Here is a 22,439-nt window from a genome sequence, read left to right on the forward strand (position 1 = left end):
TTCAACAACAGCGGCCTCAGCGTCGCATACACGTCAAGGCCCGTGGGCGGGAAGGGGTCGTGTCGGGGGATCAGGTGCCGCTCTGGGAGCCCTTGGCGATGGCGCCGATGGCCTCCTTGGCGGCGGACTTGGCGTCCTTGAGCAGCGCGGCCGCGTCCGGGGTCTTCTCCTTCTCATAGCCCGCGCCGTCGTACTGGACGGTGATGACGACATTGGCGGTGCGGGTCACCACCGTCTGGTTGCGGAACTCGTCGCCGTCCTTCTTCTCCTTGGAGCTGACCGAGGTCGCCTCGTCGCCGATGCCCGCGACCTTCTCGCTCTTGGGGTCGGTCACCTTGCCGGTGGCGGCCCTGCTCGCCTGCTGGGCGGCGTACTCCCCGGCGCGCCGGTCGCCGGAGCCGAGCCCCGGGTCGGAGTGGAACAGCTTCAGGGAGACGGTCAGCGAGCGGTACTTGAAGCCGTCGAGGCCGGTCCACAGGCAGCTTGCGGACGTGTTGGTGTCGGCCGAGGGAAGGGCCTTGCCCTTCTTGTTCTGCGCCTTGGGGACGAGCTGGTCGACCGTCTTTCCGGAAAGGGTGGTGCACACATCGGGCAGCTTGCTGAACTTCGCGGCCGCGACGGTGGGTGAAGCGCTGGGCGAGCCGGGTCTCGCCGAGCCACCGGTGTTCTTTTCGTCCTTGTGGTCCGAGCCGGAGGAGCAGCCGGCGACGAGCACCATCGGTACGGTCGCGCAGGCGAGTATTCGGGCGAGTCGCGGGGCTGAACGGTGCATGGGTCCTTCGCTCATTCTCTGTCGATGGGCGGACGTACCGCCCGCGTCATTAGTCGGCACGGTACGCGGCCGACGCGCGGGCGTCCCAATTTCCGAGGTCTGAGCGGGGGCCCGCAGAGGGTGGCCAGAACCCGCTATTCGTTGAGCCGACCGGTCAGCTCATCGGCCAAGTCCTGGGCGTTTTCCTGCAGTCCCTGGCTGTTGGGAATGTGCTTCTTGTCGGTCGTCCACTGGTCGTACTCAATGGTGGCAATCACATTCGAGGACCGGAACACGAGCGTGATATCGCGGTGGATACCCGAGTCCTTGGTGATCAGCTGGTCGTTGAGGAAGGCGTCGTCGCCGAGGTCGTCCAGCCGGCGCGGAGCGGTGCCGTCGGAGGCGGTGTCACCTTCGTCACTTCCGCCGCTCGACTCGCCCCCCGCGGAGGGGGTATCGGTGCCTTTGCCCGGCTCGTTGGATGTGTCGGCCTCATCGCTCGTGCCGCCCTTACCGCTCTTGCCGGGCTCGTCGGAGCTCGTGCCGGGGGAGGCGGAGGAGCTGCTGTCGCCGCTCACGCCGCCCTCGCTCTGTGAGCTGGAGGAGGGGGTCGAGGGGGCGGTCGGGGCGTCCGGGATGTCGGCGGCGACGGCCTTCTTCTCGTAGGTCTCCTGCGCCCGGCCGTCATCGCTGACCGAGGGGTCGTACGAGACGACGCGCTGGAAGTCGATCGTGAGATAGCGCGTGCCGCTGGTGGTCTCCACCTTCCAGCGGCAGCCGTCCCGCCGGTCTATGTCGTACGTCACGACGGCCTGGCCGTCGTACACCTTGTCGTCCTGCTCGGCGCCCGGCAGCAGGGTCTGGAGGGTCTTACGGCTGACCGCGCCGCATGCCTCGGGCAGGGTGCGGAATCGGCCGGGCTCGGCGGAGGCATTCGTCCCCGAGTTGCCGGAGGCGCCGTCGTGCGGGCCGGAGGATGAATCGGAGCCGGTGCATCCGCCGAGCCCCGCGGCGGCGAGCACGGTGATGAGCACGGCGACGGCCGGGGTGACCCGCCGTCCGTGCGCCCTTCGCTGCGCTGGCTGCACTGTCGGTGTCCCTTCGAACGACGGAAAACTCCTTGCCGCCCGCGGGCGGTGACTGGAGACAATGTCTATCGCACGCACTGCCGTGCCTGCCGGTCGCCTGCCACCTATGGCGCATTGGTCCGGCTTTTGCGTTTTCTGTCTTTTGCGGGGGAATGAGTACATCATGTCGTATGTGGAAGTGCCCGGCGCTCAGGTGCCGATCCGGATGTGGGCCGACCCCTCGACGGTCGAGGGCGTGGCCATGCAGCAGCTCCGGAACGTTGCCACGCTCCCCTGGATCAAGGGCCTCGCCGTGATGCCGGATGTGCATTACGGGAAGGGTGCCACGGTCGGCTCGGTGATCGCGATGGCGGGCGCGGTGTGCCCGGCGGCCGTCGGCGTGGACATCGGTTGCGGGATGTCGGCGGTCAAGACATCGCTGACCGCCGACGACCTTCCGGGGGATCTCTCGCGGCTGCGGTCCCGGATCGAGCAGATGATCCCGGTGGGGCGCGGCATGCACGACGACCCGGTGGACCCGGGGCGGCTGCACGCGTTTCCGACGGCGGGCTGGGACGACTTCTGGAGCCGGTTCGGGGGAGTGGCCGAGGCGGTCAAGTTCCGTCAGGAGCGGGCCGTCAAGCAGATGGGTTCGCTCGGGTCCGGTAACCACTTCATCGAGTTCTGCCTCGATGACGAGGGTTCGGTCTGGCTGATGCTGCACTCCGGCTCCCGCAACATCGGTAAGGAGCTCGCCGAGTACCACATCGGCCAGGCCCGGAAGCTGCCGCACAACCAGGACCTGATCGACCGCGACCTGGCCGTCTTCATCGCGGACACCCCGCAGATGGCGGCGTACCGGCACGATCTCTTCTGGGCGCAGGAGTACGCGAAGTACAACCGCGCGATCATGATGGCGCTCTTCCAGGACGTGGTGCGCAAGGAGTTCAGGAAGGCCCGCCCGGTCTTCGAGCCGGTGATCAGCTGCCACCACAACTACGTCGCCGAGGAGCGCTACGAGCACATGGACCTTCTCGTGACCCGTAAGGGCGCCATCCGCGCCGGGAGCGGGGACTACGGGATCATCCCGGGCTCGATGGGCACCGGTTCGTACATCGTGCGCGGTCTGGGGAACGAGGCGTCGTTCAACTCGGCCTCGCACGGAGCGGGCCGGAAGATGAGCCGTAACGCGGCGAAGAAGCGCTTCTCGACCCGGGATCTGGAGGAGCAGACGCGGGGCGTGGAGTGCCGTAAGGACTCCGGCGTCGTGGACGAGATCCCGGGGGCCTACAAGCCGATCGAGAAGGTCATCGACCAGCAGCGGGATCTCGTCGAGGTGGTGGCGAGGCTCAAGCAGGTCGTGTGCGTGAAGGGCTGAGGCCCGGGTCCCCGTGACCCTGGGGACCGCACAAGATCAACGGCCCCCGGACCGGCGAAGGTTCGGGGGCTCTGCCTTGTCCATGGCTGTTCCATGGGTGATGCCCCGCGCTATCGGCTGAGGCCGTCGAAGGCGATGGGCAGATGCTGGGGGCCTCTGAGGACGGCGTTGTGGCGGTAAGGGGGCGGGTCCTCGACCAGGCGGGGGTTGTCGAGCCGGCGGACGAGTTCGGCCAGGGCGGCCTGCGCCTCGAGGCGGGCCAGGGGCGAGCCGATGCAGTTGTGGATGCCGGTGCCGAAGCCGAAGTGCTGGTTGTCCGGGCGGTCGGGGATGAAGCGGTCGGGCTCGGGGAAGCGCTGCGGGTCCCGGTTCCCGGAGGCCGGGACGAGCCACAGGGAGGCGCCCTGGGGAATGGTGGTACCGGCGATCTCGATGTCGTCGAGCGTGGTGCGCTCGGGCAGCAACTGCACGGGCGGTTCGAACCGCAGCAGCTCTTCCACCAGCGGGATGACCAGGTCGGGGTCGGCACGTAGCTGCTTGAGGGTGTCGGGGTGGCGCAGCAGGGTGAGCATCCCGTTGGTGATGAGGTTGACGGTGGTCTCGTGGCCCGCGATCAGCAGCAGCGTCAGATTGCTGAGCATCTCGGGCAGGGACATCGGACTCTCGTCGGCTCCGCGGTCGGTGGCCAGGGCGGAGATCATGTCCTCCCGGGGTGCGCGGCGGCGCTGCTCGATCAGGCCCGAGAGGTAGTCGGCGAGCTGGTGGTGGGCCTCCCGGATGGCCCGCCAGTGGGCCTGCTGCTCCTCGGGCGTGCCCACGGGCGGCTCGATGGCGGTGGCGACGGTGTCGGCCCAGCCGTGGAAGCGCTGCTCGTCCTCCTGCGGGACGCCGAGCAGGCGGCAGATCACGGTGACGGGGAAGGGGTAGGAGAAGTCGTCGACGAGGTCGATCCGGTCCCGCCCCTGGAAGCGGTCGATGAGGCCGGAGACGATTCCGGAGATCTCGCCGCGCAGGCCGTAGACGCGCCGGGGGGAGCGCGGGGGGCCGTACGTCCGCATGATCAGCCGGCGCAGGCGGTCATGGTCGGGAGGGTCGAGCCTGATGAAGCTCGGCGGCAGGTCGGGGTCCTCGATTCTGGGGGCGGTCTTCGCCTCGGGGGCGAGATTGCGGATGTCGGAGCTGACCCTGGGGTCGTGGAGCAGGCTGTGGATCTCCCAGTAGGTGCTGACCAGGTAGGGGCCGGATTCGTCGCGCACCACGGGGGTCCTGCGGAGTTCGGCATACAGCGGGTAGGGGTCGGCGCGGTTGGCGTGGTCGAGGATCTGGCCCAGGAGTGCGACCGACGTCATGGTGGTTTCCTTCCGGGTGCCGGGGGTGTCCGCGTCGGGCGGGGGTGCCTGCGGGCGGTGGTGCCCGCGTCGGGGGTTGGGGCCCGCGTCAGGCGGTGGGGCCGGTGTCAGGCGGGGGTGAACACGTCGGGCGTCGGGGCCCGCGTCAGGCGGGGGTGAACGTGACGCGCTGGTCGGTCGGGGAGTGGCCGCTCACGGTGACCTGGGGGCCGTGGGTGGGCACCGAGGGATCGGGGAATCCGGCCGGCACCGGACGCATGCCCTCGGCCCGCCGGTCGACGGTGGCGAACGGCGGCGGGAAGGGCGCGGCCTGTTCGATCTGCCGCTGGTAGAACTCCAGCCATTTCGCCTGGTCGAAGGTGACGGCGGCGATGACGCGGCCCTGGTAGCCGTAGGCCGCGGTGAAGCGGTGTTCGCCCAGCGACCCCTGGCTGACGATGATCTGGTCGGCCATGTTCGGGACCCCGACGGACTTGATGTTGACGCCGAACTGGGCCGACCAGAAATACGGCGTCCACAGGTGCGGGCGGCGCTCCTCACCGCGGCAGATCATGTTGTGGGCCGCGACCTCGGCCTGTGCGACCGCGTTTCCCCAGTGCTCCAGCGACAGGAACTGATAGCCGAACAGCGGATGCGGGGAGCGGGCGACGTCCCCAGCGACGAAGACATCATCGGCGACGATGCCCCGTACGTCGAAGGCCCGGCAGCCCGCGTCGCAGGCGATCCCGCGCGGTCCCGCGGCCAGCCCGGATCCCGCGAGCCATTCGGTGTTGCGCGTCGCCCCCAGGGCGACGACGGCCACCTCCGCGTCCACCGTGCCGCCATCCGAGAAGTGGGCGCGCCGCAGCCTTCCCGCGCCGTCGCCTTCGAGCCCGGTGACCATCACCCCGCAGCGCAGGTCGACGCCGTGCTGGTGGTGCAGTTGGGCGGCCACGTCGCCGATCACGCTGCCCAGGGCGCCCGACAGGGGGGCCGGGCCGCGTTCGGCGACGGTGACGGGCAGGTCCCGCTCGCGGCAGACGGAGGCGATCTCCGAGCCGGTGAATCCGGCACCGATCACCAGCACCCGGCTGGGCCCGGCCTTCAGCCGGTGTCTCAACCGGGTGGCGTCGTCCCTGGTCCGCAGCACGAAGACGCCGTCCAGACCGGCCTCCAGCTCGTTCGGCCATGGGCGGGAGCGGACCCCGGTGGCGATCAGCAGCCGGTCGTACTCCACCGAGGTGCCATCGGCGAGAGCCACCCGCTTGGCCGTCGGATCCAGGCCGGTCGCGGCGACACCCAGCCGCCACTGCGCCTCGATCGCGCGGCGCCGGGGAAGGGCCGTATGGTCGGCCGGCACCCTGCCGAGCAGCACCTGTTTGGACAGCGGCGGCCGGTCGTACGGCTCGTACGGCTCGTCACCGATCATGGTGAGGGTGCCGGCGAAGCCCTCCGCCCGGAGCGTCTCGGCGGCCCGCAGCCCGGCCAGGGAGGCACCCACGACGACGATGCGGCCCTCGCGCCTGAGCCGCTCCAGGGAACCGTCAACCGCCATCGGAGACACCCGCCCCCTCCGTGGCCCACGCCGCGCCCGCGCCCTCCACGGTGATGGCCTTGACCGGACAGGCCGCCTCCGCCCGCAGGACGTCCAGGCGCCGCGTGTCGTCGGGCTGCCCGTCGTACAGCAGCGCTTCCTCACCGTGCATCGCGAACGCATCCGGCGCGAGGAAGGCGCACTGCGCGTAGCCCTGGCACCGGTTGAGATCAACGACAACTCTCATGACGCCTCCGCTTCACCGCGAGGTGACGGTCTCTCCCAGCATCGGAGAGCCCACGGGACGGCGCATATTCACCGGGTCAGACGGGCGGACGGCTACCGGCCGCCCGTTCACGGGCGCAGCGCTCGCGAACGGGCGCAGCGCTCGCGAACGGGCTCAGCGGCCGCGAAACGCGCCAGCGGCCGCGAAACGCGCTCAGCGCTCGCGGTGGACCTTGTGCTGGGCGGCCTGGGCGCGCGGGCGGATGACCATCATGTCGATGTTCACATGCGAGGGGCGGGTGACCGCCCACTCGACCGTGTCGGCCACGTCGTCGGCGGTCAGCGGCTCGGCCACGCCCTCGTAGACGGCCGCGGCCTGGGCCTCGTCGCCGCGGAAGCGGTTCACCGCGAACTCGTCCGTCCTGACCATGCCCGGGGCGATCTCGATCACCCGTACCGGCTCACCGCACAGCTCCAGGCGCAGGGTGGCCGCGATGGCGTGGGCGCCGTGCTTGGCCGCCACGTACCCGCCGCCGCCCTCGTACGCCACATGGCCCGCCGTGGAGGACAGCACGACGATCGTGCCGTCGCCGGAGGCGGTGAGGGCGGGCAGCAGCGCCTGGGTCACCTGGAGCACGCCCACCACATTGACCTCGTACATCGCCCGCCAGTCGGCCGGGTCGGCGGTGGCGACGGGCTCGGCGCCGATGGCGCCGCCCGCGTTGTTCACCAGGACGTCGCAGCGGTCCAGAGCGGCGGCGAAGGACTCCACGGCGGCACGGTCGGTGACGTCCAGGACGTACGCCTCGGCCTCGTGCCCCGCCTCGGTCAGCTCGGCGGCGAGCGCGTCGACGCGCTCCTTACGGCGGGCGGCGAGGACGATGCGGAATCCGGCGGCGGCCAGGCGGCGCGCGGTCGCGGCGCCGATCCCGCTGCTCGCGCCCGTGATGACTGCGGTACGGGTGGTCATCGGCCCTCCTGTGGCGACGTGGCGCAAACGGTGGTGCGTGCGCCTGATCCATACGCAGGATATGACGGCCTGATTTACCTCCAATCGGGGGACTGAGGATCAGAATCCGCTAGCGGGTGCTGGGCTCGGGGAAGGGTGCAGTGCGTCCGGCGCGGCGCCGGTAATGGAGCACCCATGCCCAAGGAGTGAATTCAGGTAATGACGCAGCAGAGCAGATTCCTTCAGCGGTCTCGTCGTTCTTTCCGGCGCTGGGGCGTGGCCTCAGCGGGTGCCATCGCGGCTGCGGCCCTGGTCACCGGTGCTCCGGGGACCGCATGGGCCGCGGGCAGCACCCCCGAGCCGCACTCGTCGCCGAGCAACAAGTGCCACCAGGACCGGGCGCACGGCGACAGCAAGGGGCAGCACGAGAACGGTCACCAGGACCCGAATGGCCGCCACGACGACAACGGACATCAGGACCCGAACGGCCGCCACGATCATGTCCGGGACGACGAGGGCAGCCGTCACGACAAGGACAGCCGTCACGACGACGGTGGGCGGCACGAGGAGAGCGGCCAGCGCGAGGACAGCGGCCAGCGCGAGGACAGCGGTCAGCGCGAGGACAGCGGCCGCTACGACGAGAAGATGAACAGCGGTCGTGACGACCATGGGCGCCAGGAGGACAACGGCGGCCAGGAGAACGAGGAGGACAACGGCGGCCAGGAGAACAACGGCAGCCAGGAGAACAACGGCAGCCAGGAGGAGAACGGCAGCCAGGACAACAGCCGGCGGGACGACAACGGGCGCCCGGACATGAGCCACTACTTCCCCGGGAAGATCTGGCACGGTCCCCAGGGCCGCAGCATGGCGCGCCCCGAGCAGGCCGCGCAGCCGCAGCAGGCGGCTCAGCCGGAGCAGGTCGCCCAGCCGCAGGAGGCAGCGCAGACCGAGCAGACGGCTCAGCCGCAGCAGGCCGCCCAGCCCGCTGAGGAGGCCCAGGACCGCGGTGCCGTGCGCCCCGTCACCGTTCCCGCCCACGAGGACGACCAGGCGCGCCACGGCCAGGAGAACAAGCAGAACAAGGAGAACAAGGAGCACCAGGACGCGAAGAAGAACGACCCGGTGACGATCGCCGAGGCGATCGAGATCGCCGAGTGCGAGGTCGGCGGCCGGGCCGTCACCGCCGAGCTGGTGGACTGCCCCGAGGACGACCCGCACCACAAGGGCAACCACCAGGACGAGCGCAAGGACGAGCGCAAGGACGACCGTAAGGACGACCGTAAGGACCCGCGGCACCACGACGGTCAGCGCAAGGACCAGCAGCGCAAGGACGAGCACAAGGACCCGCACCAGAAGGAGGGCAAGAAGGTGTGGGTCGTAGAGGTCGAGTGCGACCACACCCTCACGACCGTCTTCATCGACCCGGAAACCGGCTGCGTCCTGGGTACGGAGCAGGAGCAGGAGCAGGACGACCACCACGGTGACCACGGCAAGCAGGACGACCACGGCGACCACGAGGGCAAGGGCGGCCACGGCCGGCCGATGGTTACCGCCTAGGCACGTACATGATCACGGCGACTCCGGCCAGGCAGATCAGCGCTCCGATGACATCGAAGCGGTCGGGCCGGTAGTCGTCGGCGACCATGCCCCAGGCGAGCGATCCGGCGACGAAAACGCCGCCGTACGCCGCGAGGATGCGGCCGAACTCCGCGTCCGGCTGGAGCGTGGCCACGAAACCATAGGCGCCCAGGGAGATGATCCCTGCGCCGATCCACGCCCAACCCCTGTGCTCCCGTACGCCCTGCCAGATGAGCCAGGCGCCTCCGATCTCCAGGAGCGCGGCCACGGCGAACAGAGCGATGGAACGTGCGGTGAGCATGGGGGAAGGGTACGGGCCGATCATGAAACCTGAACGAACACCCGTGGCCCGCCCGAGCCCCGGGCGTAGGCCGAAATTCCCTTCGCGCGCATCCGGCCATGTGCCAGGGTCGGTCGATGACGACGTCGACGACATCCCGATGTGCCTTACCGCGCGGCAGTCCGACTTGACCTGGTCGCTCTTCGAGTACCACCTGGAGCGGTTGGAGCCCGAGGACTTCCTGTGGAAGCCCGCGGCCCACTGCTGGACGGTGCGGCAGGGCGCTGACGGGGTGTGGGTGCCGGACTGGGCGGAGACCGAGCCCGATCCCGTGCCCGTTCCCACCATCGGATGGCTGAGCCGGCATATCGGCTGGTGGTGGAGCGTGACCATCGACCACGCGGAGGGACGGAGGCCGCGGGAGCGGACCGACGTCACCTGGCCCGGCGACGGTAAGGCGGCCATCGAATGGCTGCGGGGCCTGCGGGCGGCGTGGACGGCCGTGCTGGAACGGCTCACCGAGGAGGACTTGGACGGCATCGCACCGTTCTCCTGGGATCGGGACCCCGGGCACACCGTGGCCCGCATGGCGGCCTGGGTGAACGCCGAGCTGATGCAGAACGCCACCGAGATCGGCCAACTCCGCCCGCTGCGCGCCGCGTCCGCGACGTAGGGGCCCCGGCCTCAGGACCCCTGGCCTCAGGGCTGCGGTCCCGGCTTCAGAGCCCCGGCCTCAGGACCCCTGGCCTCAGGGCCACACCAAGCAGTACGCCTGGTGCCCCGCCTCGTGCAGCCGGTGGCTGAAGTCCTGCCACTCATGGAGCAGTTGATAGACCGTGAAGGCATCCCGGGGGCCGCCGCGGTCGGGAACCGTGGACCAGATGAAGGCCGCGGCGCCCACGGACTCCTCGCCCACGCCGCGCAGCGGGTCGACGACGGTCATCGGGAGCTTGACGACGGCGTAGTCCGGGTGGAGGACGACCAGTTCGAGCGGGGGGACCCTGTGCAGCGGGACGCCCTCGATGCCGGTGAGGACCATCGCCGCGACCGTCTCCGGCTTGATCTTCGTGAACATGCCTTGGCCGAGCTCATCGCCGCCGAGCTCCTCGGGGCGCATGGAGATGGGGACCCTGGCCGCGGTGGCGCCATCGGGCGCACCGAAGTACTTGTAGGTCACCCCCATGCGGCCCCCGCTTCTGCCTGCCCTGCCCGCCTCGTCCCGCCGATGGCGTCCGGGCCGGGCACGCTCGGGGCCGCCTCGGTCGTCGGTCCCTTCACCCAGTTCGCCACCGCGATACATATCTCCACCCGACCACTCGCGGCCACTACCGCGCAACCCGATCTCTGTTACAGCAACCTCCCCCACGCTCGGGCTGTGAAACGCCCGGCCGCGGGAGTCTGTCCGGCTCTGACAACATGGCTTGCGTGAGCTATCCGTACACAGCCCATCTTCATGCCGTTGGGGTACTTTGGGAGTGTGAACCCAACTACACAGGTGGGGATCCCGGAGCACGTGGCTACCGTGCTCCGGGTAGCAGCAGGGTATACCCGCCAGTCGAAAGCTAAATCAGACAAATCGGAAGCCAGTCCGCAAACGCAGGACGAAGCGACGGAGCGGAAAGCGCGAGAGCGCGGATGCTCCTTCAAAGGCCATTACAGGGACATCGGCGTATCCGGATACGATCCGAACGCCAATCGAAAGGCATTCGAGCGGCTACTGAATGACTGCCGCGCGGGGTTAGTACACGAGATCATCGTCTTCAACGTGACTCGGTTCTCCCGGCGAGAGCCAAGGGACGCAATCCCCGTTGTCCTGGAGCTGTTCGACCTCGGCGTCACCATCACATCGGTGTCGGAGGGCTCTTTCTCTCCCGGTCCTGACAACACGATGGAACTCATCATGTTGATCATGCGTCTTGACGCAGCCCACCAGGACAGCCGGAACAAGAGTCAGGCAATCGCCGGGACGAAGAAGAAGGCAAAGGAATTCGGAGGCTGGACCGGAGGGGCGCTGCCCTACGGCATGGAGTCCTACGCAGAATCAGTGACGCGTGAGATCGACGGCAAGCCCGTCACGGTCACCATTCGTCGCCTTCGTCCCGCGGCAGTGCGTGAAGACGGCACAGACCAAGCGGGCGAGGTCTTGAAGATGTTTGACCGAATCTTCGAATTCAAAGAAAAGCCCTGGACGGGAAAGAAGAACGCCCATCCGGCGTCGGTAGGCGCCATTGTGGCGTGGCTCAACTCCAACAACGTCCGCACGCAGAAGGGCGGGCCGTGGAGGGAGCGCACGGTCAAGCGGCTCCTCACAGACCCTCGGTTGGCTGGGATGGCTGCCGAGCCCGTGTACTCCCGGGACAAAGATGGCAACCAGACGCGCAACGTCAGTGGGTACCGCATCCTCCGCGACGAGAACGAAGAGCCCATCGTCATCGGCGAAGCGCTAATCCCGCAGCGCCGATTCTTCGAGGCTCAGGACTGGCTGGCAGGCAGGGGGCGGGGCCACCGAGGCGGCGCGCCCAGTAAGTATCTTCTGACGGCCATGGAACGGTTCTACTGCGAATGCGGACGCCCCAAGACTGGTTCGGGTGATGTCTACAAGTGCAGTCGGCCGGCGGGAGTTGCGGAGGAGGGAACGCACGAAGGCGGGAGCACGATCCAGCGAGCAGACGTGGACTACTACGTCGCTTCTCGCATCATGGCCGTCATCACCAACGCCGATGCGGGCGACCCGCAGACGCTGGACATCCTTGCCGAAGCAACCGTCCGACTGGCGCGTCGTAATGAGAGCCCGGAGATTCGGAGTGAACGAGCCGCACTGCTCGGGGAGCGGTCGGATATCGTCCGATCGATTGAGCAGCTTTACAGCGACCTTCGGATGGGAATCTATGATGGTCAAATCGGACGTCAGCAATTCCTGGCTGACAAATCGTCGCTTGAGGCGCGCCTGAGGGCAGTCGACGCCAGGATTGTTGTGGTTGGTGATTCTGATCTGCCTCCCCTCCCCATCGAAGAGTGGGCAGACTCCGAAGACGGCAACCCCCTCGGCCCTAACTCGTGGTGGGCGCGTGCCGACATCGAAGATCGCCGCATGCTGGTCGAGCTGTTCGTCGACCGCATCACTGTCGCGAAGGCTAAGGAGCGTGGCGGCACTGACCGCACGTGCCGTGTAGAGGACCGCGTGACGGTGCTCATGGCCTCGTCCCAAGCAAACGCGGACGAGGAGAGCGACGCCGCCTGATCGCGCGCACAAAAACGGCCCCCGTCGAAGGCTGGCGGGGGCCGTTGGCGTGTGTGTGGCTCAGGGCGTCGACCAGGGGCCCGTTGGGGGCCGCTCAGGCAGCTTCGCGCCGGGACGTCGTAGGTACCACCTGACGAACTCCCGAATCACGCGTCTGCGGGGGCGGCGGCCCGTCGGGTGCACGGTCTTCGCTGCCGCTAGGAGCGGCCCCCCACTCGTCGTCAGGCATGCGCACGCGCCGCGCTGGGTCGTACTCGTTCTCATCGGTGTCAGCCATGCGACAGCGGCGGTTATCTACCCCCCGGCCTTTCCCTCGTCGCCAACGGAACTGGAAAGCCCGAGCCAGTATTCACTTCCGGCCAACGGGACACCCTCCGGGCCAACTCCGGAAGGAGTGGAAGCCCCAACGTCATCGTCGAGAATCACACGTACATCGGTGACAGGGAACTGACGGAACTCGTCGACCACCGGTACACCGTCCGCGAAGCGGAGACGTCGCGCGCAATCAACGTCGGCCGCTGGTAAACCAAACGCACACTGACGCACCCGGGCCGCTCTCTCCATTCAGGGGAGGGCGGCCCCACCGACTTCTAGAGAGGTTTAACATGGACTACTCCAACACGTCTGCGAAGGACGAGAGCACCAAGTGTCTCCAGTGCGGTAAGCCGCTGGAGCAGAAGAAGGGGCCGGGGAGGGCAAAGCGATTCTGCCGTCCGTGGTGTGGGAAGCTCTTGCGCCGCAAGACGGCTGTGTTCAGCGTCGGCGGCTGGGATGCCTTCTGACGTAAGGAAGCCCCGCGCTCAGTCGGACAGAGTGCGGGGGCCGTCTTACGTTTATGCCGCTGCTACCGCCCGGCGAAGCGCGTCCTTGTGTTCCCAGGTCCACGGCGCGTCGGCGAGGTCATCAGGCAGGCCAGCAAGACCGGCCCGCAAGTGGTCGGCGGCTTCGTTGTACCGCCCCAGCGAGAGAACGCAGATTCCCATATTCAGTCGGTTGAAGTTGGGCGTGAGCCAGTAGGCAGTTTCTGGCGGAGGAAGGGCGGCGGCTTCGTCCATGAGCCTTTCCGCGTCTTCCACCATGCGTAGCGCTAGATCGGGCTCCTTCATTTCAGCAAGTCCACCCGCTGCCTGTAGGTAGTCGCCGATTCGCTGTGCCGGATGTGCCCCGGGCGTGTTCGCTGCTGCGGCAAACCAACGGGCAGTACCCTGTGGCCTTCCTTGCTGCCGAGCAAGGTAGCCCTTGAAGTTGAGTGCTTGCGCCGCCAGGGTGCCGTTCTCGATTTCGTCGGCAAGCTCTACAGCACCGTTAAGAAGGCTTACCGCTTCGCTGTCGTCTCGGGCCTGCGCATGAAGCCATCCGGCGAATTGTGTCCATTCCGACGCTACTTCGGCTAGCCGGTCCCGGTGCGGCCCCCGGGCAGCGCGGAGCATGCGGATAACCTCTTTCATCTGCGCCACCGTCGCCGGAATCACGGACTTTGGCTGTGCCGTGTCGTCAAGGCGGCGGTATGCGGCCAAGACTCCGGCAAGCGCATCCACGGTCCCAGCGTCGAGACGGGAAGGATTGGCAGAGCTTTTCGCAACCCGAGCGGCGTCGTCATCGTTGAGGACTATTCCGGCCAGTGCCCCGCCTGCCCCAACGAGGGAATCCAGCGCTGACGCGAGATTTTCCGATGATTTTTGCTTCCCATTGAGCACACGGGACAGATAGGCAGGGTCGTAGTTCAGCGCACGTGCCGCAGCCTTCATTGAATAGCCGCTGTCCCGAAGTGCCCTACGGGCAAGATCAGCAAAGTCACGCATCGTGAACCTCTGGGGGTTGACCGGTGGTCCTTCCAGAATAGTCAATCCTGGTCAACTCCCGTGTGAGCACTGCGAGGCGGAGCATGGGCCGATGCAAGGGACCCCCGCGACCGCGCGAACGGCCCGGGGGCATGGCCACGCTGCGAAGGAGCGCGACACATGGAGGCTACCCGCCTACGCCTACTGCCCTGGCCGGGGCCGAACGGCAAACTCGCGTACACACCAGACGACTCCCCCAACGGCCGGATTGCCCGGTTAGCCGATCGCGTCGAAGCTGAAGGGCGTGTACGGAACTTTGTGTAAGTCCTCGATTTTCACTTGGGGTTGAGCCGGTCCTCGAAGAAGAGTGAGAACTGGTTCAGTGCCTTCTTCCAGTGTGCCGCGACGTGGTTGACATCGCGCGCTCTGGGGGTGACCTGCTCACGGATGGCGAGGTAGAGCACCTTCAACGCGGCCTGCTCGGAGGGGAAGTGTCCGCGGTTGCGGGTGGCTTTCCGCAGCCGCGCGTTGATCGACTCGATCAGGTTCGTCGAGTAGACGACCTTCCTTATCTCCGGCGGGAAGGCGAGGTAGGGGGTGAATTCGCTCCACGCGGCCTGCCAGGTCCGCACGATCGCGGGATACCGCTGGCCCAGCTCGCCTGCGGTGAAGTCGGCGAGGGCCTGCTCGGCGGCCTGCTCGGTCGGGGCGGTGTAAATGGCCTTCAACTCCGTGACCAGCTTTGCGTGGTGCTGTTTGGAGGCGAATCTCAGCGAGGCACGGATCAAGTGGATCACGCATGTCTGAACGGTGGCTTTGGGCCAGGTCGCAGTGACCGCGTCGGGCAGGCCCTTCAGCCCGTCGCAGGCGACGATGCACACGTCCTCGACCCCGCGGTTACGGAGCTCGGACAGCACGGTCATCCAGGTCGTGGCGCCTTCGCCCTCGTCGCCGGCCCACAGGCCGAGCACGTCCTTGCAGCCGTCCATGTCCACCCCGACGGCCAGGTAGACCGGCCGGGAGGCCACGGATCCGGAGCGGATCTTCACCCACAGCGCGTCGATGTAGATGATCGGCCAGACCGCGTCCAGCGGTCTGTTCCGCCATGCGTCGAGCTCATCGGTGACAGCGTCGGTGACCTTGCTGATCAAGTCCGGTGAGACCTCGACGCCGTACATGCCGGCCAGGTGCGAGCGGATGTCGCGCACCGACATGCCGCGTGCGTACAGCGACAGGACCTGCTCGTTGAAGCCCGCGAGCCGCCTGGCGTGCTTGGGCACCAACTGCGGTTCGAACGACCCGTCACGGTCCCTCGGAACGGCCAGTGTGACCGCCCCCGCATCGGTCAGCACCGTCTTGCGCGATGTGCCGTTGCGGCTGTTGCCCGAGCCGTGGCCCGCGGGATCGTGTTTCTCGTATCCGAGGTGGTCGGTCATCTCCGCGTCCAGGGCCCGCTCCAGCACGGCCCGGGTCACCTCGGTCAGCAGCCCGCCTTCACCCAGCAGGGCAGCACCCGAGGCGTCGGCGCGGTCCATCAACCGCTCGACGACCTCATCCACGAGCTCGTCCTCGACCGGTCCGACGGCCAGGATCTCGTTGTCGTTCATGTCCGTCCGTCCCGGCTGGTCAAAGGCCCAGGTCAGAGCCACGGCCAGCCTGCCACATCACGGACTTACACGATCTTTCAGACACGCTCAAGCTGAACAGGTCGCAACGGCGGAGGCTGTTCTGTCTCTCGCCAAGGGCTTGTTGGGCACCGGTCTACGCATCGAGCCGGACGAGTGTGCCTATCTGATGAAGCGCCTCACGGAGTGCCTGACGGACGTGCTCCGCGTGGCGGAGTCCCGGGGCGGCCGACTCCCCGCACCGAGCCCGCTGGAGCCTGAGGCGGAACGTGTGCTGGAGGACAAGACCCCGGAGGCCACGTCATGAGCCGACGCATGGAGCCCACGCCGCTGTCTGACCCCTTGCCAGAGGGGTGGACGTACTTCCGGTCTGAGGCAAAGCCAGTGCTGGGAGGTCAGTTGCCCCAGTGGTACGCCACGGCGCCGTACAGCATCCCGAGCCTCCCGGCGGTGGAGGGCAGGGGCAAGCTGGATCAGACCGTCAGTGCTCCCACGTGGGCGGAGCTTCGCCGCTTGGTGGACGCGCAAGTCAAGCAGTACCACGCGCTGATGCCATGACCGCCGACCCGTATGCGGGGACCGCGTACGAGGGGTCGCGGGTCGGGTGGTGGACGAAGTACGGCGGGGCTGAGGATCCCGTCTCTGGCGTCGTCTACATCCCCGCGGGTGCTGACCTCCCGCCGTGCCCGTACCCGTGCGCGCACTGCCGTCGGAGGAGACTCCAGCCACAGAGAGGGGAGGACCGTGGGGAAGCCTCAGACACGACCGCCGACTGAAGAGGAGTGGTGGGTGCCCGGGACGATCGGCCGTGACGTCATGACCGTCCACAAGATGCGCGATGGTCTTGCGCGCTGCGGAGCGTCGGCGGCCGACGACTCCGAGGGGTGGAACGTGTGGCAGCGAGAGGTGAACTGCCCGCCCTGCCTCATCACCTAGGTGTGCCATCTCATGACATTGGTGCCACGGCCGTGTCAGTTGGCTGCGGGACGAGCGACAGGAGTCTCCAGGAGGATCCGCCTCAACAGGCACCCCCCGCCCCGACGAGAACGCGGAAGAAGACTCCGCGGTAAGGCAACGGTCTCGGCCTCTCATGGCCTCTTTTGAACATCTAGGAGGTGCTCATGGGGGTTCGAAAACAGGCCGGGGACAGAGAGTTCCAGGCCTTCGTCGTCGGCCGCTGGCCGCGGCTGATGCGCACGGCATTCCTGCTCACGGGGGAGCAGCACGCTGCGGAGGATCTGGTCCAGTCGACGCTGGAACAGGTCTATGTGGCCTGGCACAGGGTCGCCTCGGCCGACGCCCCGGAGGCGTATGTACGACGAGTGATGATCAACGCGCATGCCCGCAGGTACCGCAGGAAACTGCGGGAGTTCCTGGTGCCCAGGAGCGAGGACGCGGGCCTGACACACGAGGTGGCCGACACCGGTGACCGGATCGCCCAGGCCGACGACCGCCACACACTGCTGAAGGCGCTGGCCGAACTGCCGACACGGCAACGGGAAGCAGTGGTCCTGCGCTACTGGGAGGACCTCACCGAGACACAAACGGCCGAGGCGATGGGCTGTTCGGTCGGCACGGTGAAGAGCAACGCAGCCAAGGGGATCGCGAAGCTGCGCGCCATATCGGGACTGGCGGAAACAGTGACGCAGGGAGGACGAAAGTGAAAAGCGCGGACTGGGAGACGAGCCACAACATGACACAGCACGACATCGCACTCCTGCTGGCCGACGCGGCCGACGAGGTGAAGATCGGCATAGCCCCCGCCCAGGCGCTGATTCGCGGCGGCCGCCGCCGCAAGGCCCGTCGCTGGGCGGTCGTGGCGACCACCACCCTGGTCGTGGCCGGCTCCACGGGGGCTCTGGCGCTGACGGGGCTGTCCGGTGACGGGGACCGGGGGGTGTCGCCGGCGAGCCGGCCGGTCGCCAGCGCGGAGGCGTCCGAGCCGCACATGCGGACGACCCCCGAGCCGCACATGCGGACGACCCTGGCGAGCGGCACCGACGCGGGAGTGCCGTGGAGGGTGTACATCGACGTGTGGAAGGCTCCGGCGGACACGGCGGAGGCCAAGGCCACCCTGGCGGCGATGGCGGAGTTCGGCGAGCACCCGGAGGACGTCTCCACGGCCTCCGAACTGGTGGGCAATGTCGCGCACTTCGTGCACCGGGTCACCGGTAAAGAGGCGAGGACCACCCAGATCGCGGACATCGTGGTACCTGAGGACGACGTCCTGTCCGGCGGCGAGTCCGGGACCGTCTCGCTCCCGCTGCTCCCCGGGAACGACACGGCCCCGCGCCTGGTGACTGGCCAGGTCGCCAAGACCGCCCGGAAGGTCACCTGCAACTGGAAGGACGGCACGTCTACCAAGGTCGGCCGTGCGTCCGCGGCCACCGAGGCGAACGCCGCCGTTCCGGTCATCCACAGCCCCAAGCACTCGCCCTACGACTGGTTCGTCTGCCTGGCGCCGAAGTCCACCGCGTTCGAGGGGATCAAGGTGACGAAGTAGACGAAGCGGGAGACCGAGTGCGGGGAGCCGAGGCCGGACGACGGTTCGCGACGCCCGCGGCAAAGGCCGTGACCGCGGTCGCCTTCTGGCACCGGGTCGTGGCGTTCTTCGCCGCCCACAGCATCTCCCCGACCCGCCGCGTTCTGACCGACAACGGCTCTTGCTACCGCTCCGACGCCTGGAAGGCCGCTGTGGCCGTGACCGGCACGAAGTACAAGCGCACCCGCCCCTACACACCACGCACGAATGGAAAAGTCGAGAGGTACAACGGGACTCTCGCCAGAGAGTGGGCATACGTCCGCGACTACACGTCCGAGTACGAACGCCGCGTCGCCCTCGCAGAGTTCGTGAACTACTACAACCACGACAGACCACACGCGGCGCTCGGCGGTCGACCGCCAATCAGCCGTACCGCAGGGAGCGACTACCGAGTCGTCTTCGATCAGCCACCCGAGCCGCTCGTGGACATCCCGCAGCAGCTCACGTTCGAGGACTTCGTGTAACCAAGGTCCCGAGACACCACACCTAGGAGACCGCCGCGCGGCCACCCGGCCGGAGCGGACACCTGCCCCGTCCGTGCGCTTCCCCCGTGGCGCCGGGCGGGGCTTCCTCATGAGCGGGCGTGCCCACCACTTGGGTGCACTGTCCTACGCTGGTTGGGTTCGCCTCCCGTCGACGTAGAGACAGCAGGTCATGACCGAACTGCCCTATAGCCATGAAGCCCCAGTGTCGCAGACGCTTTTCGATCGCGCGGCCGCCGTGACCCCCGGCGGCGTGAACTCTCCGGTGCGGGCGTTCCGCGCCGTGGGAGGAACGCCCCGGTTCATGGTGTCCGGTGACGGTCCGTACCTCACCGATGCCGACGGACGCGAGTATGTGGACCTCGTGTGCTCGTGGGGACCGATGATCCTCGGCCATTCCCACCCCGAGGTCATCGCGGCCGTGCAGGCCGCCGTCGCTCGCGGTACGTCGTTCGGCACGCCCGGTGAGGGTGAGGTCGAGCTCGCCGAGGAGATCGTGGCGCGGGTCGCCCCCGTCGAGCAGGTGCGCCTGGTGTCGTCCGGCACCGAGGCGACGATGTCGGCGATCCGCCTGGCCCGTGGGTTCACCGGGCGGTCGAAGGTGATCAAGTTCGCCGGTTGTTACCACGGGCATGTGGACGCCCTGCTGGCCGCGGCCGGGTCCGGGGTGGCGACCTTCGGGCTGCCGGACACTCCGGGGGTGACGGGAGCGCAGGCGGGGGAGACCGTGGTGCTGCCGTACAACGACCTGGAGGCGGTCCGGGCGGCCTTTGCCGCGCACCCCGGGGAGATCGCCTGTGTGATCACCGAGGCGTCGCCGGGCAACATGGGCGTGGTCCCGCCGCTGCCCGGGTTCAACGCGGGCCTCAAGCAGCTCTGCGCCGACCATGGCGCGCTCTACATCTCCGACGAGGTCATGACCGGCTTCCGGGTCTCCCGGGCCGGGTGGTTCGGGCTGGACGGCGTGGAGCCGGAGCTGATGACCTTCGGCAAGGTCATGGGCGGCGGCTTCCCGGCCGCGGCCTTCGGCGGGCGCGCCGATGTCATGGAGCGCCTGGCCCCGGCCGGCCCGGTCTACCAGGCGGGCACGCTGTCCGGGAACCCGGTCGCCACGGCCGCGGGCGTCGCGCAGCTACGGCTGCTGGACGACGCGGCGTACGGACAGGTCGACGCGGCCTCCGAGCGGCTGCGGGCGATGGCGACGGAGGCGCTCTCCAAGGCGGGCGTGGCCCACCGGGTGCAGGTCGCGGGCAACATGTTCTCGGTCTTCTTCACCGGCGACGAGGTCACCAACTACGAGCAGGCCAAGGCGCAGGAGTCGTTCCGCTTCACCGCCTTCTTCCACTCGATGCTGTCCCAGGGCGTCTATCTCCCGCCGTCCGCCTTCGAGTCGTGGTTCGTCTCCACGACGCATGACGAGCGGGCGCTGGAGCGGGTGGCCGCGGCTCTGCCGGGGGCGGCGCGGGCCGCCGCCGAGGCCACTGAATGATGGGTGACATGACACAGAGCGAGAACGACATCACCGTCGTCCATGTGATGCGCCACGGCGAGGTCCACAACCCGGAGGGCGTGCTCTACGGCAGGCTGCCCGGCTACCACCTCTCGGATCTGGGGCGGCAGATGGCCGACCGGGTCGCCGAGCACCTCGCCGACCGTGACATCACCCATGTCGTCGCCTCCCCGCTGGAGCGGGCGCAGGAGACGGCGGGGCCGATCGCCAAGGCGCACGGCCTGGATGTGGCCTCGGACGAGCGGCTGATCGAGGCGGCGAACGTCTTCCAGGGCAAGACCTTCGGCGTCGGCGACGGCGCGCTGCGCAAACCGGCCAACTGGCGCCATCTCACCAACCCCTTCCGCCCGTCCTGGGGCGAGCCCTATGTCGACCAGGTGGTGCGGATGATGGCGGCGCTGGGCCGGGCGCGGGACGCCGCGCGCGGGCACGAGGCGGTGTGCGTCAGCCATCAGCTCCCCATCTGGATCGTGCGCAGCTTCGTGGAGCGGCGGCGGCTGTGGCACGACCCGCGCAAGCGGCAGTGCACCCTGGCCAGCCTCACCAGCTTCACCTACCGCGGCGACAGGATCGTCGCGGTGGGCTACAGCGAACCGGCCCGTGATCTTGTCCCGGCCCATCTGCGCGCGGGCGCCAAGCCGGTGAAGGGTGCCTCCAAGGGCTTCGGCGCCTGAGCGGCAGGGCTACGGCGCCTGAGCGGCAGGGCTACGGCGCCTGAGCGGCAGGGCTACGGCGCCTCAGCGGCGCGGGCCGCGGTGCGCGTGACCGGCACATGGCCGCACGGTGGCCGGCTCGTCACGGGGCGCGTTCCCGAATGGAGACATTGTGTCCACCGTGTAATTGACCGCGTTCCTTCGGAACCTCGCTATTCGCTTCGCCATCTCCAGGGTTGTCCGGACACCCCGGGCAATCAGAACGGCGAGTGCGAATTGAGGACGTTATGCGTGAGGTCAGCCGGAGGGGGATCCTCGGTCTGGGTATGGGAGCGGCGGCATCGCTGGCCGTCGCCGGCTGTTCCTCGGGATCCGGGTCGCCGAAGCCTGCGAAGAAGACGGCTCAGGCGAAGCCGATCGGTGACGGTTCCACTTCGCACGGTGAGCAGCGGCCGGCGGACCCGAAGCCCGAGCGGCTGGCGCCGGGGCAGAAGCCGCCGCAGTTCGTGGTCTTCTCATGGGACGGCGCGGGAGAGGTCGGCAACGGTCTCTTCCCGCGGTTCCGCAGGCTGGCCAAGGACCACGGCGCGACCATGACCTTCTTCCTCTCCGGTATCTACTGCCTTCCGGAGTCGAAGAAGTCGCTGTACCGGCCGCCGAACAACGCGGTGGGCGCCTCCGACATCGGCTATCTCACCGATGAGCACATCAAGGAGACGCTGCGCAACGTCCGCGAGGCGTGGCTCGAGGGCCATGAGATCGGCACCCACTTCAACGGCCATTTCTGCTCCGGAAGCGGGTCGGTGGAGAACTGGACGTCCGCGCAGTGGAAGTCCGAGATCGACCAGGCCATGTCCTTCGTCACCGAGTGGCGGACGAATACGCGCTTCACCGATGTGGATCCGCTGCCGTTCGACTACCACAAGGAACTCATCGGTGGCCGCACGCCCTGTCTGAAGGGCCAGACCAATTTGCTGCCGACCGCCCGGGAACTCGGCTGGCGCTATGACGCCAGTTCGCCCGGCGGACTCCAGGTGTGGCCGTCGAAGAAGCAGGGCGTTTGGGACTTCCCGCTGCAGCAGATTCCCTTTCCGGGGCACACCTTCGAGGTGCTCTCGATGGACTACAACATCCTGGCGAACCAGTCGCAGAATTCCACCAATGCCCCGCCCGCGAACTACCCGGGCTGGCGCAAGCAGGCCACCGAGGCGTACATAGCCGGCTTCAAGCGGGCCTATGAGACCAACCGCGCCCCGTTTTTCATCGGCAACCACTTCGAGCAGTGGAACGGCGGCATCTACATGGACGCCGTCGAAGAGGCGCTGAAGCATATGGCCGACGAGAAGCGGAAGGACGTCCGGCTGGTCTCGTTCAAGCAGTTCACCGACTGGATGGACGCACAGGACCCCGCGGTCCTGGCCGATCTGCGCGGGCTCGGCGTGGGCCAGGCGTGGAGCGCGAGCGGCCACTGACCGCGCCGGCGGGCCGTAAGGTCCGCAGAGGCCCTCCGGAACC

General features: G+C 68.2%; 21 protein-coding genes. 11 read left to right on the forward strand and 10 right to left on the reverse strand.

Annotation, left to right across the window (positions count from 1 at the left end; genetic code table 11):
- Nucleotides 1–70: 70 nt before the first annotated feature.
- Together STRVI_RS02340 and STRVI_RS02345 are read right to left on the reverse strand one after the other, a co-directional pair.
- Nucleotides 71–772: a hypothetical protein gene (locus STRVI_RS02340; RefSeq protein WP_014054008.1), complete on the reverse strand. Its 702-nt coding sequence runs from the start codon at nucleotides 770–772 to the stop codon at nucleotides 71–73.
- A gap of 134 nt (nucleotides 773–906) precedes the next feature.
- Nucleotides 907–1,839: a DUF3558 domain-containing protein gene (locus STRVI_RS02345; RefSeq protein WP_063644211.1), complete on the reverse strand. Its 933-nt coding sequence runs from the start codon at nucleotides 1,837–1,839 to the stop codon at nucleotides 907–909.
- A 163-nt stretch (nucleotides 1,840–2,002) separates the two neighbouring features.
- Between STRVI_RS02345 and STRVI_RS02350 the strand changes: the two genes are divergently transcribed.
- The gene (locus tag STRVI_RS02350) at nucleotides 2,003–3,196 is read left to right on the forward strand and encodes an RtcB family protein (RefSeq protein WP_014054010.1); all 1,194 of its coding nucleotides are present in this window, start codon (nucleotides 2,003–2,005) and stop codon (nucleotides 3,194–3,196) included.
- A gap of 110 nt (nucleotides 3,197–3,306) precedes the next feature.
- Here the strand turns inward: STRVI_RS02350 and STRVI_RS02355 are convergent, their stop codons facing one another.
- The 4 genes from STRVI_RS02355 to STRVI_RS02370 all read right to left on the reverse strand — a co-directional run bounded on the left by STRVI_RS02355 (nucleotide 3,307) and on the right by STRVI_RS02370 (nucleotide 7,253).
- Nucleotides 3,307–4,545 carry a cytochrome P450 gene (locus STRVI_RS02355; RefSeq protein WP_014054011.1) on the reverse strand — a complete coding sequence of 413 codons (1,239 nt, stop codon included), beginning with the start codon at nucleotides 4,543–4,545 and terminating at the stop codon, nucleotides 3,307–3,309.
- Nucleotides 4,546–4,690: 145 nt separating this feature from the next.
- Entirely contained in the window at nucleotides 4,691–6,079 is a 1,389-nt protein-coding gene (locus STRVI_RS02360; protein ID WP_043235293.1) for an NAD(P)/FAD-dependent oxidoreductase, read from the reverse strand.
- On the reverse strand, nucleotides 6,069–6,305 hold the full coding sequence (locus STRVI_RS02365) for a ferredoxin (protein ID WP_014054013.1): 237 nt from the start codon (nucleotides 6,303–6,305) through the stop codon (nucleotides 6,069–6,071). Before STRVI_RS02365 ends, STRVI_RS02360 begins: the two co-directional genes overlap by 11 nt.
- A 192-nt stretch (nucleotides 6,306–6,497) precedes the next feature.
- Nucleotides 6,498–7,253, reverse strand: coding sequence for an SDR family NAD(P)-dependent oxidoreductase (locus STRVI_RS02370; RefSeq protein WP_014054014.1), 756 nt, complete (start codon nucleotides 7,251–7,253; stop codon nucleotides 6,498–6,500).
- Between the two features lie 255 nt (nucleotides 7,254–7,508).
- Here STRVI_RS02370 and STRVI_RS52455 point away from each other — a divergent pair, with 255 nt between their 5' ends.
- Nucleotides 7,509–8,789, forward strand: coding sequence for a PepSY domain-containing protein (locus STRVI_RS52455; RefSeq protein ID WP_043235295.1), 1,281 nt, complete (start codon nucleotides 7,509–7,511; stop codon nucleotides 8,787–8,789).
- On the opposite strand, the gene STRVI_RS02380 is transcribed toward STRVI_RS52455, so the two are convergent.
- Nucleotides 8,779–9,111: a YnfA family protein gene (locus STRVI_RS02380; RefSeq protein ID WP_043235298.1), complete on the reverse strand. Its 333-nt coding sequence runs from the start codon at nucleotides 9,109–9,111 to the stop codon at nucleotides 8,779–8,781. The two genes, STRVI_RS52455 and STRVI_RS02380, sit on opposite strands and share 11 nt — an antisense overlap.
- 139 nt (nucleotides 9,112–9,250) lie before the next feature.
- Between STRVI_RS02380 and STRVI_RS02385 the strand changes: the two genes are divergently transcribed.
- On the forward strand, nucleotides 9,251–9,763 hold the full coding sequence (locus STRVI_RS02385) for a DinB family protein (protein ID WP_014054017.1): 513 nt from the start codon (nucleotides 9,251–9,253) through the stop codon (nucleotides 9,761–9,763).
- Between the two features lie 75 nt (nucleotides 9,764–9,838).
- Here the strand turns inward: STRVI_RS02385 and STRVI_RS02390 are convergent, their stop codons facing one another.
- Nucleotides 9,839–10,390, reverse strand: coding sequence for a hypothetical protein (locus tag STRVI_RS02390; RefSeq protein WP_251982542.1), 552 nt, complete (start codon nucleotides 10,388–10,390; stop codon nucleotides 9,839–9,841).
- 213 nt (nucleotides 10,391–10,603) lie between these two features.
- On the opposite strand from STRVI_RS02390, the gene STRVI_RS02395 reads away from it, so the two are divergent.
- Nucleotides 10,604–12,331: a recombinase family protein gene (locus STRVI_RS02395; RefSeq protein ID WP_251982543.1), complete on the forward strand. Its 1,728-nt coding sequence runs from the start codon at nucleotides 10,604–10,606 to the stop codon at nucleotides 12,329–12,331.
- 833 nt (nucleotides 12,332–13,164) lie between these two features.
- Here STRVI_RS02395 and STRVI_RS02400 read toward each other — a convergent pair.
- Both STRVI_RS02400 and STRVI_RS02405 read right to left on the reverse strand, forming a co-directional pair.
- Nucleotides 13,165–14,178, reverse strand: a complete 1,014-nt coding sequence (locus STRVI_RS02400) for a helix-turn-helix transcriptional regulator (RefSeq protein WP_251982544.1) — start codon at nucleotides 14,176–14,178, stop codon at nucleotides 13,165–13,167.
- 269 nt (nucleotides 14,179–14,447) lie between these two features.
- Nucleotides 14,448–15,719 carry an IS256 family transposase gene (locus STRVI_RS02405; RefSeq protein WP_014054022.1) on the reverse strand — a complete coding sequence of 424 codons (1,272 nt, stop codon included), beginning with the start codon at nucleotides 15,717–15,719 and terminating at the stop codon, nucleotides 14,448–14,450.
- Nucleotides 15,720–16,526: 807 nt separating this feature from the next.
- Between STRVI_RS02405 and STRVI_RS52460 the strand changes: the two genes are divergently transcribed.
- The 7 genes from STRVI_RS52460 to STRVI_RS02445 all read left to right on the forward strand — a co-directional run bounded on the left by STRVI_RS52460 (nucleotide 16,527) and on the right by STRVI_RS02445 (nucleotide 22,396).
- Entirely contained in the window at nucleotides 16,527–16,673 is a 147-nt protein-coding gene (locus tag STRVI_RS52460) for a hypothetical protein (protein WP_014054025.1), read from the forward strand.
- Nucleotides 16,674–16,858: 185 nt separating this feature from the next.
- Nucleotides 16,859–17,401: a SigE family RNA polymerase sigma factor gene (locus STRVI_RS02420; RefSeq protein WP_014054026.1), complete on the forward strand. Its 543-nt coding sequence runs from the start codon at nucleotides 16,859–16,861 to the stop codon at nucleotides 17,399–17,401.
- Nucleotides 17,398–18,240: a hypothetical protein gene (locus STRVI_RS02425; RefSeq protein WP_014054027.1), complete on the forward strand. Its 843-nt coding sequence runs from the start codon at nucleotides 17,398–17,400 to the stop codon at nucleotides 18,238–18,240. The genes STRVI_RS02420 and STRVI_RS02425 overlap by 4 nt, the downstream gene beginning before the upstream one ends.
- Nucleotides 18,241–18,257: 17 nt before the next feature.
- A complete protein-coding gene (locus STRVI_RS56315) occupies nucleotides 18,258–18,743 on the forward strand; it encodes an integrase core domain-containing protein (RefSeq protein WP_050993607.1) in 486 nt (161 codons plus the stop codon).
- Between the two features lie 190 nt (nucleotides 18,744–18,933).
- Nucleotides 18,934–20,250, forward strand: a complete 1,317-nt coding sequence (hemL, locus tag STRVI_RS02435) for a glutamate-1-semialdehyde 2,1-aminomutase (RefSeq protein WP_014054028.1) — start codon at nucleotides 18,934–18,936, stop codon at nucleotides 20,248–20,250.
- 8 nt (nucleotides 20,251–20,258) lie between these two features.
- Nucleotides 20,259–20,945: a histidine phosphatase family protein gene (locus tag STRVI_RS02440; RefSeq protein ID WP_174893822.1), complete on the forward strand. Its 687-nt coding sequence runs from the start codon at nucleotides 20,259–20,261 to the stop codon at nucleotides 20,943–20,945.
- A 266-nt stretch (nucleotides 20,946–21,211) separates the two neighbouring features.
- Nucleotides 21,212–22,396, forward strand: a complete 1,185-nt coding sequence (locus tag STRVI_RS02445) for a hypothetical protein (RefSeq protein WP_014054030.1) — start codon at nucleotides 21,212–21,214, stop codon at nucleotides 22,394–22,396.
- Nucleotides 22,397–22,439: the final 43 nt, after the last annotated feature.

This window comes from Streptomyces violaceusniger Tu 4113 (genome assembly GCF_000147815.2).
Lineage (GTDB): Bacteria > Actinomycetota > Actinomycetes > Streptomycetales > Streptomycetaceae > Streptomyces > Streptomyces violaceusniger_A.

What these genes read in the sequence shown, in the direction of transcription:
- STRVI_RS02445 (WP_014054030.1), top strand. Translation starts at nt 21,212, where the DNA reads ATGCGTGAGGTCAGCCGGAGGGGGATCCTCGGTCTGGGTATGGGAGCG.
- STRVI_RS02370 (WP_014054014.1), bottom strand. Translation starts at nt 7,253, where the DNA reads ATGACCACCCGTACCGCAGTCATCACGGGCGCGAGCAGCGGGATCGGC.
- STRVI_RS02405 (WP_014054022.1), bottom strand. Translation starts at nt 15,719, where the DNA reads ATGAACGACAACGAGATCCTGGCCGTCGGACCGGTCGAGGACGAGCTC.
- STRVI_RS02390 (WP_251982542.1), bottom strand. Translation starts at nt 10,390, where the DNA reads ATGTATCGCGGTGGCGAACTGGGTGAAGGGACCGACGACCGAGGCGGC.
- STRVI_RS02380 (WP_043235298.1), bottom strand. Translation starts at nt 9,111, where the DNA reads ATGCTCACCGCACGTTCCATCGCTCTGTTCGCCGTGGCCGCGCTCCTG.
- STRVI_RS02420 (WP_014054026.1), top strand. Translation starts at nt 16,859, where the DNA reads ATGGGGGTTCGAAAACAGGCCGGGGACAGAGAGTTCCAGGCCTTCGTC.
- STRVI_RS02340 (WP_014054008.1), bottom strand. Translation starts at nt 772, where the DNA reads ATGCACCGTTCAGCCCCGCGACTCGCCCGAATACTCGCCTGCGCGACC.
- STRVI_RS02365 (WP_014054013.1), bottom strand. Translation starts at nt 6,305, where the DNA reads ATGAGAGTTGTCGTTGATCTCAACCGGTGCCAGGGCTACGCGCAGTGC.
- hemL (WP_014054028.1), top strand. Translation starts at nt 18,934, where the DNA reads ATGACCGAACTGCCCTATAGCCATGAAGCCCCAGTGTCGCAGACGCTT.
- STRVI_RS02385 (WP_014054017.1), top strand. Translation starts at nt 9,251, where the DNA reads ATGTGCCTTACCGCGCGGCAGTCCGACTTGACCTGGTCGCTCTTCGAG.
- STRVI_RS02350 (WP_014054010.1), top strand. Translation starts at nt 2,003, where the DNA reads ATGTCGTATGTGGAAGTGCCCGGCGCTCAGGTGCCGATCCGGATGTGG.
- STRVI_RS02360 (WP_043235293.1), bottom strand. Translation starts at nt 6,079, where the DNA reads ATGGCGGTTGACGGTTCCCTGGAGCGGCTCAGGCGCGAGGGCCGCATC.
- STRVI_RS02440 (WP_174893822.1), top strand. Translation starts at nt 20,259, where the DNA reads ATGACACAGAGCGAGAACGACATCACCGTCGTCCATGTGATGCGCCAC.
- STRVI_RS02355 (WP_014054011.1), bottom strand. Translation starts at nt 4,545, where the DNA reads ATGACGTCGGTCGCACTCCTGGGCCAGATCCTCGACCACGCCAACCGC.